14 protein-coding genes are annotated in these 16,822 nt (G+C 44.8%); 7 read left to right on the top strand and 7 right to left on the bottom strand.

The annotated features are described in order from the left end of the window. Positions 1-21: 21 nt before the first annotated feature. A complete protein-coding gene (locus tag AB6E08_RS09050) occupies positions 22-1,401 on the bottom strand; it encodes a PhoH family protein (RefSeq protein ID WP_017062953.1) in 1,380 nt (459 codons plus the stop codon). A gap of 467 nt (positions 1,402-1,868) precedes the next feature. On the opposite strand from AB6E08_RS09050, the gene rapA reads away from it, so the two are divergent. Next, positions 1,869-4,778, top strand: a complete 2,910-nt coding sequence (gene rapA, locus AB6E08_RS09045; RefSeq protein ID WP_372064125.1) for an RNA polymerase-associated protein RapA — start codon at positions 1,869-1,871, stop codon at positions 4,776-4,778. 116 nt (positions 4,779-4,894) lie between these two features. On the opposite strand, the gene AB6E08_RS09040 is transcribed toward rapA, so the two are convergent. Further along, positions 4,895-6,166 (bottom strand): NRAMP family divalent metal transporter, encoded by a 1,272-nt coding sequence (locus AB6E08_RS09040; RefSeq protein WP_372064123.1) that lies wholly within the window; start codon positions 6,164-6,166, stop codon positions 4,895-4,897. A 158-nt stretch (positions 6,167-6,324) separates the two neighbouring features. Between AB6E08_RS09040 and AB6E08_RS09035 the strand changes: the two genes are divergently transcribed. Both AB6E08_RS09035 and AB6E08_RS09030 read left to right on the top strand, forming a co-directional pair. After that, positions 6,325-7,059, top strand: a complete 735-nt coding sequence (locus tag AB6E08_RS09035) for a pseudouridine synthase (RefSeq protein WP_372064121.1) — start codon at positions 6,325-6,327, stop codon at positions 7,057-7,059. 34 nt (positions 7,060-7,093) lie between these two features. Beyond that, positions 7,094-8,056: a D-2-hydroxyacid dehydrogenase gene (locus tag AB6E08_RS09030; RefSeq protein WP_372064119.1), complete on the top strand. Its 963-nt coding sequence runs from the start codon at positions 7,094-7,096 to the stop codon at positions 8,054-8,056. Positions 8,057-8,147: 91 nt separating this feature from the next. Here AB6E08_RS09030 and AB6E08_RS09025 read toward each other — a convergent pair whose 3' ends face one another. The 4 genes from AB6E08_RS09025 to argR form a co-directional block, all read right to left on the bottom strand. After that, positions 8,148-8,585, bottom strand: a complete 438-nt coding sequence (locus AB6E08_RS09025; RefSeq protein WP_029222921.1) for a universal stress protein — start codon at positions 8,583-8,585, stop codon at positions 8,148-8,150. A 107-nt stretch (positions 8,586-8,692) separates the two neighbouring features. After that, positions 8,693-11,272, bottom strand: a complete 2,580-nt coding sequence (locus AB6E08_RS09020; RefSeq protein WP_009847836.1) for a TRAP transporter permease — start codon at positions 11,270-11,272, stop codon at positions 8,693-8,695. Positions 11,273-11,527: 255 nt separating this feature from the next. Next, a complete protein-coding gene (locus AB6E08_RS09015; RefSeq protein WP_009847835.1) occupies positions 11,528-12,496 on the bottom strand; it encodes a TAXI family TRAP transporter solute-binding subunit in 969 nt (322 codons plus the stop codon). Positions 12,497-12,839: 343 nt separating this feature from the next. Further along, positions 12,840-13,310 carry a transcriptional regulator ArgR gene (argR, locus tag AB6E08_RS09010; protein WP_004735909.1) on the bottom strand — a complete coding sequence of 157 codons (471 nt, stop codon included), beginning with the start codon at positions 13,308-13,310 and terminating at the stop codon, positions 12,840-12,842. A gap of 332 nt (positions 13,311-13,642) precedes the next feature. Here argR and mdh point away from each other — a divergent pair, with 332 nt between their 5' ends. Beyond that, a complete protein-coding gene (mdh, locus tag AB6E08_RS09005; protein WP_009847834.1) occupies positions 13,643-14,578 on the top strand; it encodes a malate dehydrogenase in 936 nt (311 codons plus the stop codon). 129 nt (positions 14,579-14,707) lie between these two features. Then, the gene (locus AB6E08_RS09000; RefSeq protein WP_017100846.1) at positions 14,708-14,899 is read left to right on the top strand and encodes a hypothetical protein; all 192 of its coding nucleotides are present in this window, start codon (positions 14,708-14,710) and stop codon (positions 14,897-14,899) included. 70 nt (positions 14,900-14,969) lie between these two features. Here the strand turns inward: AB6E08_RS09000 and ispB are convergent, their stop codons facing one another. Next, positions 14,970-15,941: an octaprenyl diphosphate synthase gene (gene ispB, locus AB6E08_RS08995; protein WP_269335451.1), complete on the bottom strand. Its 972-nt coding sequence runs from the start codon at positions 15,939-15,941 to the stop codon at positions 14,970-14,972. A 268-nt stretch (positions 15,942-16,209) separates the two neighbouring features. On the opposite strand from ispB, the gene rplU reads away from it, so the two are divergent. Together rplU and rpmA are read left to right on the top strand one after the other, a co-directional pair. Further along, positions 16,210-16,521, top strand: a complete 312-nt coding sequence (gene rplU, locus AB6E08_RS08990) for a 50S ribosomal protein L21 (protein ID WP_004740823.1) — start codon at positions 16,210-16,212, stop codon at positions 16,519-16,521. 19 nt (positions 16,522-16,540) lie between these two features. Beyond that, the gene (rpmA, locus tag AB6E08_RS08985) at positions 16,541-16,798 is read left to right on the top strand and encodes a 50S ribosomal protein L27 (RefSeq protein WP_004735905.1); all 258 of its coding nucleotides are present in this window, start codon (positions 16,541-16,543) and stop codon (positions 16,796-16,798) included. Positions 16,799-16,822: the final 24 nt, after the last annotated feature.

The following is a 16,822-nucleotide window of genomic DNA, read 5'->3' as shown; positions in this document are numbered from 1 at the left end:
GGTTCTGTGAGCGCGCAGAGTCTACATGTTCTCTTCCGCGAACTCAGCCAGTCGGCTACGCACCACACCATTGAGGTGGATGTTGGCACTGCCTTCGAAGTTTTTAAAACGCTCGACCATGTAGGTGAGCCCCGAGGTCACAGGAGTTAGGTAGGAAGAATCTATCTGCGCTAGGTTTCCTGAGCAGACGATCTTGGTCCCTTCACCACAACGGGTGATGATGGTTTTGATTTGTGAAGCGGTGAGGTTCTGACACTCATCCAAAAGCACAAACGCATTCTGAATTGAACGGCCACGCATAAAGTTAATCGATTTGAACTGGATGTTAGCTTTATCACAGATGTACTTCATTGAGCCTTCTGTGCAGTGATCGTTCTTGTGCAGCGCTTCCAGTGTATCGGTCACTGCAGCTAACCAAGGCAACATCTTCTCTTCCTCTGTACCCGGAAGAAACCCTATCGACTCACCTATATCTGGTGTGTTTCGGGTTACGATGATCTTATCGAATTGTTTACGCTCAATGGTTTGTTCAAGTGCAGCAGCCATGGCTAACAGCGTCTTACCACTACCCGCTGCACCAGTGAGAATCACCAGATCAATATCAGGGTCGAGCAGCGCATCAATCGCCATGCCCTGATAGACGTTTTTTGGTGTGATGTCCCATGCCCTGCGATTCATTAGCCTTTCACGACTGAGGTCTCTCAGGGTAATGCTTTCCGGCTCAATCTCCTCGACTCGAGCGGCAAAATCACTTTCTTCGTCAATCACATACTGGTTGAGGAAGGTTGGCTCGAACGGCGCTCTTGCTAAGGTGTGCAGCGTCTTTCCGCCTAGGCTTCTGCTCTCGACATTATCGATACCATCCCAAAATGAGCCTTCCAGTTGTTGGAAGCCTTTGGTGAGGTATTGGATATCATCAATCAGTTGGTCGGTTTGATAATCTTCAACAAAACGGACACCAGCGCCTTTTGCTCGCAAACGCATATTGATGTCTTTGGTGATGAGAACCACTTCGCGTGGTGCGCGTTTATTTTGAAGATAAAGGACAGCGTTGAGGATTCGGTTATCGCCCGCCTTGTCATCGGCAAAGGCTTTGATGCTTTCTTGAAGTTCGTAGTCAGCGAGTATTGAAATACTGCCAGATGCATTTATGTCTTTAGAAAAAGGGATGCCTTCCGATATTTGGTCTGGTGTGGCTTCCCTGAACAGGTCTTCGAGCGTTCGAATCGCAATTCTCGCATCTCGAGCAACGTCTCTTTTACTGTCTTTGATTCTGTCGAGTTCTTCTAGCACTGTCATGGGGATAACGACATCGTGCTCTTGGAAAGAAAATATTGCGAAAGGTTCGTGAAGTAGGATATTGGTGTCTAAAACAAATAGCTTCCGGTTGGTCTCGCCCATAGCATCTCCTTGCCGACGTGCGGCTTGCCTTGCATTCATTGAACGTAGATAAAGCTCATATAAAGATTAGTATCTGATTCTGGTGATAGTCAACTACTCACCTAAACTTCATCTAGAGGAACAGCGCCATATCGTTACGAGTAAATATCGCGTGTTCGTTTGAGAGCAGCAATCTGCTACCTATAGATTAACCATGAATTTTTGACAGTTTGATTGCACTGGCGAAAACAGAAAAAAAGCATGAAATCATCTCCTTTAGGCGTGACCTAAATCACAGCATAGAGTAAGATTAGCGACCTTTTTCTGCACCATTTTCTCGAGATATTTATTATTGAGAGCGCACTTAAAAAGTGGCTGCAAACTAGACATTTTTGGCTATATTTTTAGTTCAGGAGCGGATAACGTTCTTGTTTGAAACTGCAGTTAAGAAGACCAAATTCCAACTATAAGATTGAGGTAGTCGATTCATGACATTTGCTTTGGGGCAACGCTGGATAAGCGATACGGAGAGCGATTTAGGTTTAGGTACCGTTGTAGCAATGGATGCTCGAACAGTGACAGTAATGTTTGCCGCATCAGAAGAAAATCGTGTTTATGCACGTACTGATGCTCCCGTAACCCGAGTAACGTTTAATGTAGGCGATGTCATTGAATGCCAAGAAGGTTGGTCTCTGTCTGTCGAAGAAGTTATCGAAGACAAAGGGCTGTTAACCTACTTAGGTACTCGCGAAGATACCCAAGAAACAGAAGTGACTCTGCGTGAAATCTTCTTAAGTAACCAGATCCGCTTCAACAAGCCACAAGATAAGCTATACGCAGGTCAAATCGACCGTATGGATAACTTTGTGTTGCGTTACCGCGCGCTGAGCAACCAGTACCAACAACACAAGAGCCCTATGCGTGGCTTGTGTGGTATGCGTGCTGGCTTGATCCCTCACCAGTTATACATCGCTCATGAAGTGGGTCGTCGTCACGCTCCGCGCGTTTTACTGGCTGATGAAGTTGGCCTAGGTAAAACCATAGAAGCGGGCATGATCATCCACCAACAGGTGTTGTCTGGCCGTGCTGAACGTATTCTGATTGTGGTTCCTGAAACTCTACAACACCAGTGGTTAGTAGAGATGATGCGCCGTTTCAACCTGCACTTCTCTATCTTTGATGAAGAGCGTTGCATAGAATCTTTCGCAGAATCAGATAATCCATTCGATACACAGCAATACGTTCTGTGTTCTTTGGATTTCCTACGCAAGAGCCGTAAGCGCTACGAGCAAGCACTTGAAGGTGAGTGGGATTTGTTGGTTGTCGATGAAGCACACCACCTTGAGTGGAGCCAAGACAAACCGAGCCGCGAATACCAAGTGGTTGAAGGATTAGCTGAAAACACGTCTGGTGTATTGCTACTGACAGCGACCCCTGAACAGCTTGGTCGTGAGAGTCACTTTGCGCGTCTGCGTCTGCTTGATCCTGATCGTTTTTACGATTACGAAGCTTTCGTTGAAGAAGAAGACCAATACGCTCCTGTTGCTGATGCCGTAACGGCATTGTTCTCTGGCGTGAAGCTTGAAAATAGCGCGAAGAACCAGATCACAGAGCTTCTGTCTGAGCAAGATGTTGAGCCTCTATTCCGCGTGATTGAAGGCGATAGCAGCGAAGAAGAGCAAGCCTTAGCTCGCCAAGAACTGATTGATAACCTTATGGATCGCCATGGTACTGGCCGTGTTCTTTTCAGAAACACACGTGCTGCAATCAAAGGCTTCCCTAAGCGTAATGTAAACCTACTGCCGATGGATATTCCAACGCAGTACACAACCTCGATGCGTGTATCGGGCATGATCGGTGGCAAGATGGCACCAGAAGCTCGTGCAATGAAGATGCTGTACCCAGAAGAGATCTTCCAAGAATTTGAAGGTGAAGACTCAAGCTGGTGGCAGTTCGATTCACGTGTGAACTGGTTGATTGAAAAGATTCAAGACAAGCGCAGCGAGAAGATCCTAGTGATCGCGTCGCGTGCGAGTACTGCTTTGCAATTAGAGCAAGCACTGCGTGAGCGTGAAGGCGTGCGTGCAACGGTATTCCACGAAGGCATGTCGATTCTAGAGCGTGATAAAGCTGCGGCTTACTTTGCTCAAGAAGAGGGCGGTGCTCAGGTGCTTATCTGTAGCGAAATCGGCTCTGAAGGTCGTAACTTCCAGTTTGCTAACCAATTAGTGATGTTTGATCTACCGTTCAACCCAGACTTGCTTGAGCAACGTATTGGTCGTTTGGACCGTATCGGACAGCTGCGTGATATCGACATTCATGTTCCTTACCTAAAAGGCACATCGCAAGCGATTCTAGCGCGTTGGTTCGATGAAGGTCTGAATGCATTCGCAGAGACTTGTCCTACTGGTCGCACAGTTTACGATAAGTATTCTGATGTACTGATCGAAATGCTGGCTTCTGGTAAAACCGAGCAGCTTGATGAAGTCATTGAAGAATCAGCGAAGCTCAATCAAAGCCTGAAATCGGATCTAGAAAAAGGCCGAGATCGCCTACTAGAGATGCATTCAAATGGTGGTGATAAAGCCCATGAGATTGCAGAGAAAATTGCTTCTACCGATGGTGATACTAACCTAGTTTCTTTCGCTCTGAGCCTGTTTGATACCATTGGTCTGAACCAAGATGACAAGGGTGAAAATGCGTTAGTCGTGACACCTTCTGAACACATGATGGTGCCAAGCTACCCAGGCTTACCTTATGAAGGTGCAACGATTACGTTTGACCGTGAAACAGCGCTTTCTCGTGAAGACATGAACTTCATTAGCTGGGAACACCCAATGATTCAGGGCGGTATCGATCTGCTATTGAGTGAAGGTGTGGGTGCGTCTGCGGTATCTCTACTGAAGAACAAAGCGCTGCCAGTCGGTACGATTCTACTTGAGTTGGTTTACCTTGTTGATGCACAAGCGCCAAAGCGCAGCGGTATCAGCCAGTTCCTGCCTAAGACGCCGATTCGCTTGATGATGGATGGTCGTGGTAACGATTTATCTGCTCAGGTTGAATTCGATAGCTTTAACCGTCAACTAAGCCCGGTAAACCGTCATTTAGCGAGCAAGCTAGTGAACTCGGTACAAGGTGAGATTCACAAACTAATCGAAGCAGGTGAGACGCATGTACTGCCGAAGGTTGAAGAAGTTCGTCAACAAGCTCAGAAAGATATGCAAACTAACTTGAACGGTGAGTTAGAGCGTCTACAAGCGCTTAAAGCGGTTAACCCTAACATTCGTGATGAAGAGCTAGAGGTTATCGAAGCTCAAATCAACGAACTGACAGGTTACATCAGCAAGGCTCAGGTTCAGCTTGATTCGCTACGTTTGATTGTGGTTTCTCACAACTAGTTTTGAATTAGCGAAATGCTTTAACGAAATAAGGCCTTCATCACGAAGGCCTTATTTGTATCTGTAGTTTGGTTAAGAGCGTGGTTAACAGTTTGGCTAAGAATTTGGAGAGCAGATTACATCAACCATTTCCACCAAACGAACAGAGCTAAGAAGCCAAATAGGTAAATAAGGCCTGCCACAGACAACCATTTTAGCTTAGTGCCAATCGCCAGCGCTTCAGGAAGCTTAGTTTTGTTTACTAAGATGAAGTTAAGCAATGCGAAGAATGGCGTAGTCGCAAAGGCAAGCACCATCGCAAAATCAAGCATTGGCATCAGTGCTGCGCTGAAGAACATCACAATTGCGAGTGCCGCGAGAGAGACAATGATGATCCAGCCTTGCAGCATTTTTGGGCTCGATTCTTTTTTCAATAACAGGCGCTGTGATTCGGCAAGCACGCGTGAGTAACCATCGATAACGGTAATGGTACTGCCAAAGATACAGAAGAAGGCGATAAGAGCGATCAGTGGGCGAGACCATTCACCAATCGTGGAAGCGTAGATGCCGACCAATTGATGGGTGAAGCCAACACCAGAGCGAGACAATTCAACGCCTGTTCCATGAAGTACTAGTGTACCTAAAGCAACGAATACCAAAGCAAGCAGTGCCGTACCAATGTAGCCTACGTTGAAATCGAACAGTGCAGATTGAGCGGTCACTTCTTGTTTCTCTTTTTGGCTTTTTAGCCACATAGAGGTGATGCTTGATATCTCGATAGGCGCGGGCATCCAACCCATAGTGACAACGATAAAGCCAATAGCTGCCAATGACCAAGGTGATGGTGGAACAAAAGCCGCATCAGGTTCAACTGGAGAGCCGATAGCAATAGCGACTGCAGCCAAGGTTGTGATGGTCAGGATCGCCATGATCGCTTTAGACAGTGTATCGAGCGCGCGATAATGGCCAGCGAATAGAATGATCAAGCACGTAGCTAAAACGATCATGCACAATGTGCTGGTGGCCAAATCAAAAGGAATAAAGTAACTCAGTAAGCTTGCACTGAATAGCAGTAAGGCTGCGGTATTTACCACGGCGGAAATGGCACTTAGTATCGAAAAGATAACAAGGTAAGGTCGACCGAGGTTAGAATATCCTTCCACCAAGCTTTGCCCAGTACCAAGGGTATATTGGATGCCGGCTCTAAAGAATGGGTACTTAAATACGTTAACTAAAAGAATCAGTGCGGCTAGTTGCCATCCATAAATAGCGCCAGCTTTCGTTGAAGCGACTAAGTGAGATCCACCGACCGCAGCTGCGGCCATCATGATTCCTGGGCCAAAAGATTTAATCAGGCTTGAAAGTGGTGTGGAGGTTGGTGTTGAGGTGGTTTTAGCCGTACTTTCCATCGTTTTTCCTTTGAGGCTTAGTTCTTATTTTCCGTTACCTTATCAATACCATGTTTCGTGATTTCGTCAACTTTTATGTACAAAAGTGTTTAAAATTGTATTTTTTAATAAACGAATCGACCATGAGTTATTTATTAACCAGTAATTAAGAGGCTCTAATGGCGTTAGAACAGTACACACCACCACGTGAACCGTGGACTGATATTATCTATCAAGATGATGATATTCTTGTGGTGAACAAGCCAGCAGGCCTGCTTTCGGTGCCGGGGAGACTGCCGGAGCACTACGACAGTATGTGGAGTCGGTTGGTTGTCGAATTTCCGGAGATTCAAGTTGTGCATCGGTTGGATATGTCTACATCAGGCTTGATGCTATTGGCTAAGCATAAACAGGCTGAGCGGCATTTGAAGAAGCAATTTCAATATCGACTGACACACAAACTTTATTACGCACGAGTGTGGGGTTCAATGGAAGACAAGGCAGGTTTGATTGACCTTCCTCTTATTTGCGATTGGACGAATCGTCCTAGACAGAAAGTGTGTTTCGACGAGGGTAAACCATCTCAGACTCGCTATGTGGTTGAGCAACAAGAGGCTCAAACGACCTTATTGATGCTACTGCCTATCACCGGCCGCTCTCATCAGTTGCGTGTGCATTGTATGGAAATAGGGAATCCAATTGTGGGCGACGAGTTTTACGCAACGCCTGAAGCTTTTGAGTATAGCGATCGGCTAGCTTTACATGCGTGTGAACTGAGCTTCTATCATCCAGCGAACAACCAACTGTTCAAAGCCTTTGTCCCTTGTGATTTTTACCCTCAAGCATCGCCACAAATCGAGCAGCACTTTGAAATTGCGCCAGAGCTTCCAGACTACAGTAAGCTAAAAGCTTAGAATGGTGCCATCAATACCAATGCAAGGACGTACAATGCCGAAGTTGAAAGTGGTCTTTCTCGACAGAGCTACCATCCCATCTCAAATACATTTAAAACCCCTTAGCTTTGAGCATCAGTGGGTGGAGTATGACTTCACTTCGCCAGAACAAGTGTCTGAACGAATAGAAGGCGCTGATGTGGTTATTACCAACAAGGTCGTGCTTAACGAATCGAATTTGGCTCAAGCACAACAACTTAAGCTAATAGCTGTTTCAGCAACGGGTGTGAACAATGTCGATGTTGGCTACTGCAAGAGTAACAACATAGCGGTGACAAACGTGCAAGGCTACGCGACTCAATCGGTACCTGAACATGTTATCGCGATGCTATTTACGCTAAAGCGAAGCCTCGTTGGTTATCATCAAGATATCGAGACAGGCGAGTGGCAAAAGGACAAACAATTCTGTTTCTTTACTCATCCGATTCAAGATGTTGCAGGCAGTACATTGGGCTTAATAGGGAGTGGTAGCTTAGGGCAAGCGACCGCGATATTAGCAAAAGCGATTGGTATGAATGTCATCTTTACTGAGCGTAAAGGGGCAGATTCTTGTCGAGAAGGGTATCTACCTTTTGATACGGTGTTACAGCAAGCGGATGCGATCAGCTTACATTGTCCATTAACTGAAGCGACTCGAAATCTGATTTCAGAGCGAGAGCTAACCATGATGAAATCAAGTGCGGTATTAATTAATGCTGGCCGTGGTGGACTTGTCGATGAGCAGGCCTTAGTTGAAGCTTTGAAAAGTAATGAGATTGCAGGTGCGGGCATGGATGTGTTTACACAAGAACCTGCAGATAATTCGAATCCACTATTGGCTAACAGCCACTTACCTAATTTACTGCTGACACCACATGTGGCGTGGGGCAGCGACAGTTCAATTCAAAAACTGTCTGATATCTTAATCGATAATATTGATGGGTTTGTTGCAGGTAATCCGCAGAACTTAGTGAGTTGATTGAAGAATTGAATGGTGCAAGCACAAAATAAAAAAGGTTGGCTTTTAGGCCAACCTTTTTAGATTTAGATCTTTGTGTCGATTAAGTGATTTAGCCTTGCGGCTTAACTACCAATACATTGATTGGTGAGTTCTGAACCACTTTGCTTGCAACAGAACCCAGTACAACCTTGTCGATTTTTGAACGCTTATGACTAGGCATCACGATAAGATCTGCCCCTAGTTTCTCTGCGCAATCAAGAATCGTTGTGTAGGTCTTGCCTTCGGCAACGTGAACTTTATAGATCACATCATCGTCGATATGCTTATCAGCAAATTCTTTCAGCTGATTTTTAACATCAAGCTTCATTTGGTTTGCTGCATCTTTCGGGAAGTAAGACGCTACCATCGACATGTGGATGCCCGGTAATACGTTCAGAATGTGGATCTCAGCATTACTGTGTTTCGCGTGCCATACCGCTAACTCGACCGCTTTATCAGAAAAGCCTTTGTCGTTCAGATCAACGGGAACAAGGATTTGTCTATACATGTATTCGTCTCTTTTTGAGCAGCGCCGAGTACATACCAAGCGCTGTAATTATCTTTTCCATGTAGTAAAAAAGCCAAATAGAGTAGAGCGCTATTTGGCTCTATCCATTACGCGCTAATCTCATCCTTACGAGCACGCCTTCTTTGGTTCATCGCTAAACCAATCAAAATTAATAGGGCAGGTAAGAATACCCACTCTTTCATTGGTCGTTCTGCATCTTGGATAACGGATTTAATTTCCCAATCAAAGTCAATGCCAGCGGCTTCAGCAGGGCTACCAAACTCAACCATATCAACAATCATCTTGTCGTCAGCTTGGGTCAGCATTAGGCCCATTGAAGCAATGCGGTCTTCACTTGTTGTCGCAGAATCTTCAAACGGAAGGCGAACTGTTTTCTCAGAATAGTTACCTTCTAAGTTTTCGCCACCGACTCTCAATTCAAGTGATTGTCCCACAGATAGATTTTCTGTGATTTGAGCGATCTCAACTCCAGGTGAAAGAACTTTCTCTGGATAAATCATATCCCACCAGAAGCCAGGGCGGAAGAAAGAGAAGGTCAGAACGATAAGCAGTATAGTTTCCCACCACTTGTTCTTAGTGAACCACCAACCTTGTGTCGCTGCTGCAAAGATAAGTACCGCAGTAACCGAAGAGAAAATCGTCAGTGCTAAGTGCCACCAAGAATCAATGCCCATCAACAGTAGTTGGGTGTTGAAGATGAACATGAACGGCAATATCGCGGTCCGGATATCGTAGGTAAAACCTTGAATACCGGTACGAATCGGGTCTGATTTAGCAATCGCAGCGGCCGCAAATGCAGCCAAACCTACCGGAGGTGTATCGTCCGCAAGAATACCGAAGTAGAATACGAATAAGTGAACCGCAATCAGTGGAATGATCAAGCCGTGCGCTGCACCTAAGGTAACAATTACTGGTGCCATCAATGTTGATACAACGATGTAGTTCGCCGTTGTTGGCAAGCCCATACCTAAGATCAAGCTGATTACCGCAGTGAATAACAACATTAGAATGATGCTACCGCCTGAGATGAACTCAACAAAATCGGTCATTACAAGGCCGATACCTGTCAGTGTTACCACGCCTACAACCGTACCTGCTGCAGCTGTCGCTACACCGATACCGATCATGTTACGTGCGCCTGAAACTAAGCTCTCTGCTAGGTCAACGAAACCTGCTTTAGTTTGCTCTGCAAGATCGTCTGATTTGTTCATCAGAGTCATCAAAGGACGCTGAGTGATCAGAATGAAGATCATGAACACAGTTGCCCAGAATGCCGACAGACCTGGAGAGAAACGTTCAACCGTTAAACACCAAACTAGAACTACGATAGGCAGTAGGAAGTGAAGGCCAGACTTAATCGTTGGGCCTGGATCAGGTACTTCTGTTAGGTTCTCGTCGATTTCCATGCCACCTTCAGCTGCGTATTTAGCAGAAACACGAACCAGAGCGACATAAGAGACTAATAGAGCAACAGTCACAATTGGTGTGGCTGCAGCGCCAAAGACATCTTTTGTCCAGCCGACACCGTAGTAAACCGCAGCACTGATGACACATAGGCCTAAGATAGTACCAGTGAAAGAGAGTAGGCTTTGCACTATAGTTGGTGTGTGACGACGAGGTAAGCCCGTCATACCTGCTTTACATGCCTCTAAGTGAACAATGTAAATCAGGGCGATGTAAGAGATCAGAGCGGGCAGCAGTGCTGCTTTGATTACTTCTACGTAAGAGATGCCCACGTACTCAACCATCAAGAATGCTGCTGCACCCATGATCGGTGGTGTTAATTGACCATTGGTTGAAGCTGCGACTTCTACTGCACCCGCTTTTGTTCCCGGGAAACCAACACGCTTCATTAGCGGGATAGTAAAGGTACCTGTGGTAACTACGTTAGCAATCGAAGAACCTGATACCAGACCAGATAAACCAGATGCTACAACGGCTGCTTTCGCTGGGCCGCCCTTCATGTGGCCAAGCAGAGAGAATGCCACTTTGATGAAGTAAGCACCTGCACCCGCGCGCTCTAGCATTGCACCAAACAGTACGAACAAGAATACGAATGACGTTGATACGCCAAGAGCAACACCGAACACACCTTCTGTTGTTAACCACAGATGCGACATTGCCTTGTTCAGGCTCGCACCTTTGTGGGCGATAACGTCTGGCATGTGTGGACCGCCAAAGGTGTAAAGTAGGAAGACTGCTGCCACAACCATAAGAGGTGGACCTAAAGCGCGTCGTGTTGCCTCAAGCAGCAGAACCATACCGAATACGGCCGCAACAATATCGAATGTTGTTGGTGCACCCGAGCGTTCAGCGAGTTGAGTATAGAAAATATAGATATAAGAAGCTGAAAAGCTACCTACAAGCGCTAATATCCAGTCGACGGCTGGGATGCGATCCCTAGGCGAATTCTTCATGGCTGGATAAGCGGTAAAGGCTAGGAAAATAGCAAACGTAAGGTGAATTGCTCGAGCTTCAGTGTCGTTTAAAATTGCGAAGTTAAAAATGAATGGCAGCGGAGATGCATACCAAAGTTGGAACAGTGACCAACATAGAGGCACAAACCATAAAATACGGCCTTGGATACCACGAGGGCTACGCGCACCAGTATCTGATTGTGCCACCATTTCTTGCACATCTGGAGACGGTGATGTTGTCTGCGTCATGTACTTTATCCTTATTATTGATGGTCTGCCTTTTGTTACGAACAACTAAACGTGATTTCTTTCCTATCTAGTGTAGTGAATGGATAGAGAAATGCGTTCTTTGTTCGTCTTTGTCTTAGGCTTGATACGAAGGTAAGTCCTCCAAATTGGAGAAACTTAAAGGGTTGTTCTTTTCACTTAAATTATTTTTATAAAACGTGAAAAGCCAATAAGGAGGACTGGCCTCCTTATTGGTTTAGTAGGCTTAAAGTAGAGTTACTTTAGAAGGCCTACTTCTTTGTAGTACTTTGCTGCACCTGGGTGAAGAGGGATAGAGATACCCGCTTTAACCATGTCTTCTTTTTTCAGGTTAGCAAATGCTGGGTGCAGACGTTTGAATGTTGCGAAGTTTTCAAATACTGCTTTAGCAACGTTGTATGCAACTTCATCCGAAACGTCTGAAGTTGTTACCATAGTAGCAGCAACACCGAAGCTATTTACGTCAGCATCTGTACCGCGGTACATACCAGCAGGTACTGTGCTGTATGCGTAATATGGGTTTTCAGCTACGATCTTGTCGATCTGTGGACCTGTTGCAGAAACCAGTTTTGCATCACAAGACGTTGTCGCTTCTTTAATTGATCCGTTCGGGTGACCAACCATGTAGATGAATGCATCAATCTTGTTATCACAAAGTGCTTGTGAACGCTCAGAACCTTTCAGTTCAGAAGCAAGCTTGAAGCTATCGTTAGTCCAGCCCATAGAGTCCATTACAACACCCATCGTTGCACGGTCGCCAGAACCAGGGTTACCAATGTTGACACGCTTACCTGCTAGGTCTGAAACATTGTTAATACCTGCATCGGTGCGAGCGATGATGTTGAACGGTTCTGTATGTAGAGAGAACATCGCACGAAGTTTCTTGTATTCGCCTTGGTCTTTGAACTTACTTGTACCGTTGTAGCCGTGGTATTGCCAGTCCGATTGAACAACACCGAAATCTAGTTCACCAGCACGGATGGTATTAACGTTGTAGATTGAACCGCCAGTAGACTCGACAGAACAACGAATGTTGTGGTCTTTACGGCCTTTGTTCACTAGCTTACAAATCGCACCACCAGTCGGGTAATAAACACCCGTTACTGAACCAGTACCAATTGTGATGAACTCTTGAGCGTTAACTGCGCCAGCGCCCATTACAGCAGCTGCAATAGCCCCAACTTTAATCAGTTTGGTAAATGCCATGAATTTCCCTTCCTTTATTCATTATTAACCCTGAAACAAGTGTAGTCGTTTCTGGAGTTTCCTATTTGGAAACGGCACCTTTTTCAATCCATGTGATGAAAAAGTGGCTGAATAATATCAAAAATTGGCAGAAAATTACTCAAATGTTAAAAGATATAGCGAAAAAATCTAACAAATGACGGTTGGATCTCGTGTTTGATTTGCTATTGAGTTTTTTAAAATCAATGAGTTAGTGATTTTTGGGAGAGGCGGGATAGATATCTTAGGATGTGATTTGGATCACGAACTAAATAGGTGTTTGTGATCCAATAGTAATGGCTGATAGTTATGAAACTGTGAGCAATTATCCTGCGTATTCAAACAGTTCGCATACAGAATCGAACAGTTGCTTAGTGGTAACTGATAAGGTTGGAGTAATGAAGATAGTATCATCTCCAGCAACTACCCCCAGTATGCCTTCTGACTTACCTAATGAATCTAATAAGCGAGCAATAAGCTGCGCGGCACCAGGGCCAGTGTGTATCACAACCAATGCATTGTTGTGGTCAATATCTAACACTAACTCTCTTAAAGAGCTCGAAACCGTCGGAACACCAAGTTCAGCAGGAAGACAGTAAACCATCTCCATTTTTGCATTGCGTGTTCGCACGGCGCCAAACTTAGTTAACATACGCGAAACTTTAGATTGGTTGATACTTTCAAAGCCTTCATGCTTCAGGGCATCGACAATCTCGCCTTGCGAACCAAAACGTTCTTCTTTTAGTAGTGATTTAAAAGCTCGAACTAAGTTGTCTTGTTTTTCTGTATTGCGCATATGTCATTCTTATTCATTAACAAAGATGTTTGCATATTCTCGCATACATATTCAGTTCTCGCCAAAATATCACGGTAATTTGTTAGTCATATCACTGTAAAAATTTAATAGGATAATGTGTTATTTAAGACGAGTTGTTTTGTCATTTCAAATGATTATCGCCATAATGCGAACTTGCTGTGTAGCACGGTTTTATTGACTTGCGCGAAGTCGCAAAGCTAGCGTTAATTGATTGTAATCACTTTGTGATTAATATAGTTTTTTAACTTAAATTTAGCTCAAGAATTACCCTACAAAGAATCTATAAGAGAAAGCTCTCAAGGAGAATAACAATGAAAGTAGCTGTTATTGGTGCCGCTGGTGGCATCGGTCAAGCCCTAGCCCTACTACTAAAGAACCGCCTGCCTGCTGGTTCAGATCTTGCACTTTACGACATCGCTCCGGTAACCCCGGGGGTTGCTGCCGATCTGAGCCATATCCCAACGCCTGTTTCGATCAAAGGTTACGCGGGTGAAGATCCAACTCCAGCACTTGAAGGTGCGGATGTTGTGCTTATTTCTGCGGGTGTTGCTCGTAAACCTGGTATGGATCGTGCGGATCTTTTCAATGTGAACGCTGGCATTGTTAAGTCTCTAGCTGAAAAAATTGCCGTTACTTGTCCTACTGCTTGTGTTGGTATCATTACTAACCCAGTAAATACAACAGTGCCAATCGCTGCTGAAGTACTTAAGAAAGCAGGCGTTTACGACAAGCGTCGTTTATTCGGTATTACTACTCTTGATGTCATTCGTTCTGAAACGTTCGTTGCTGAGCTGAAAGATAAAGATCCAGGCGACATTCGTGTTCCTGTTATCGGTGGTCACTCAGGTGTAACGATCCTTCCTCTGCTTTCTCAAGTTGAAGGTGTTGAGTTTACTGACGAAGAAATCGCAGCGCTAACAACTCGCATCCAAAACGCGGGTACTGAAGTAGTAGAAGCTAAAGCGGGTGGCGGTAGTGCGACTCTATCTATGGGTCAAGCGGCTTGTCGCTTCGGTCTTGCTCTAGTGAAAGCACTTCAAGGCGAAGAGAACGTGATTGAGTGTGCCTACGTTGAAGGTGAAGGCGAGCACGCACCATTCTTCGCACAACCAGTTAAACTTGGCAAAGAAGGCGCTGAAGCGATTCTTAGCTACGGTGAACTGAGCGATTTCGAACGCAATGCACTAGACAGCATGCTAGAAACGCTAAATGGCGATATTGAGATTGGTGTTGAATTCGCTAAATAAGCGATAGATAACTGAACTCTGCTAAAACGACAGTTAACGAAAGCCGATCATTGCGATCGGCTTTTTTGATCCTTGTATTCAACCCACTCGTAATCTTTTTCTAATCTCGAAGAATTAGAGTATCGAATTATGGCTAGAGTCCAAAAGGGAATGAATGTTAACTATCTAGGTCGCTTGGGCAAGATATTGGTTATCGATGAGCAAGAGCAGTTCGCGTTGTTTGAGTCTTACAATAGTCATAAGCAATATGCAGTTCCGTTGGAAGAACTTGAAGAGATCGAAGCGCAACTACCTCTATCGTTAGAATCGAGTCGTTATTGAGACCCAGTGTATTATTTAGCAGGATCAAAAAAAGAGCCAACAGGCTCTTTTTTATTATATAGCTGTCTATTTACTTGCTACGTTTTACTGCAAGGTGAGCTAGCGTAGTTAAAGCTTGCTTATATTCTGAATTAGGAAGAATAGAAAGCTCAGCAATGGCTTTATCAGCTTCTTCGTAGGCTTTATTGGTCGTGTACTCTAACGAGCCAGTCTCTTTCATGACAGACATAATGTCGTCGAGACGTTCCATACCATTAGCTTTTTCAATCGCTTCACGAATCATGCTTGCTTGGTCTGGGGAACCATTGCGCATTGCGTAAAGCAACGGTAACGTCGGTTTGCCTTCTGCTAGGTCATCACCAACATTTTTACCCATCTCTTTACCATCAGCGGTGTAGTCCATCACATCATCAATAAGCTGGAATGCTGTTCCTAGGTACTTACCGTAGTTTTGCATCGCCGTTTCGATCTCAGGTGTAGACTCTGTAAGAATTGCGCCGATTTGGGTTGCGGCTTCAAACAAACGAGCGGTCTTTGAATAGATCACCTGCATGTAGCTTTCTTCTGTGGTGTCTGGGTTGTTACAGTTCATCAATTGTTGAACTTCACCCTCGGCAATCACATTTACTGATTCGCTCATTAGCTCAAGGATCCTTAAAGATCCAAGCGTCGTCATCATCTGGAATGAGCGGGTGTAAATAAAATCACCAACCAAAACGCTAGCTGCATTACCAAAAGCCGCATTCGCTGTAGCTTTGCCACGTCGCATGTCTGATTCGTCGACAACATCGTCATGAAGCAGTGTTGCTGTGTGGATAAACTCAATAAAAGCGGCTGAGGTGATGTGAGCTTCACCTTGGTAACCAAGTGCACGAGCTGATAAAAGAGCAAGCAAAGGGCGTAGGCGTTTGCCACCACCGCTAACGATATAAAAACCAAGCTGGTTGATTAAACTTACGTCAGAATTAAGTTGGGCTTGAATTGTTTCATTCACTTTTGCCATATCATTGGCAGTAAGCGTTTGGATAGCTTTAAAATCCATTGTTCATCCGGCTGAAGTTAGACCCTGTAAGGCTTATACGTTGTATTTAATTGTTGAATAATACACTAAAAAACGTTGATTAATACATCACTTAAAGGCATCATTGCCGCACTTTTCTTTGGCGAACATGTTTTCGCCAATATTTTAAAAATATGGCTTGTCATAGCGGCATGATTCCCGTAGAATCTGCGCCCTATTGATTAGTTTAGCGCACACCCGAGTTGTAGAATTAACAACCATAGGCTGTGCGGAAAAAGCGGAGTAAAATATGTACGCTGTTTTCCAATCTGGTGGCAAACAACACCGAGTAAGCGAAGGTCAAACACTTCGTTTAGAGAAATTAGACGTTGAAACTGGTGCAACTGTAGAATTTGATAAAGTTCTTCTTGTTGCTAACGGCGAAGAAATCGCTGTTGGTGCACCTCTTGTTGAAGGTGGCAAGGTTACTGCAGAAGTAGTACAACACGGTCGTGGCGATAAAGTAAAAATCGTTAAGTTCCGTCGTCGTAAGCACTCGCGTAAGCAAGCTGGTCACCGTCAGTGGTTCACAGAAGTGAAAATCACTGGCATTAACGCTTAAGTATTAGGAGAGTTTAACAATGGCACATAAAAAAGCTGGCGGTTCTACTAATAACGGCCGCGATTCAGAAAGCAAACGTCTTGGTGTTAAGCGTTTTGGTGGTGAATCTGTTCTTGCAGGTAACATCATCGTTCGTCAACGTGGTACTAAGTTCCACGCTGGCACAAACGTTGGCATCGGTAAAGACCATACTCTTTTCGCTCTTACTGAAGGTAAAGTGAAATTTGCAGTAAAAGGTCCTAAAAACCGTAAGTTTGTAAGCATCGAAGCTGAGTAATTTAATCTTTTATTAGATTATTTA

The sequence above is a fragment of the Vibrio sp. 10N.247.310.24 genome, assembly GCF_041467175.1.
GTDB lineage: Bacteria > Pseudomonadota > Gammaproteobacteria > Enterobacterales > Vibrionaceae > Vibrio > Vibrio tasmaniensis_A.
This window is presented reverse-complemented; position numbering and strand designations above follow the sequence as displayed.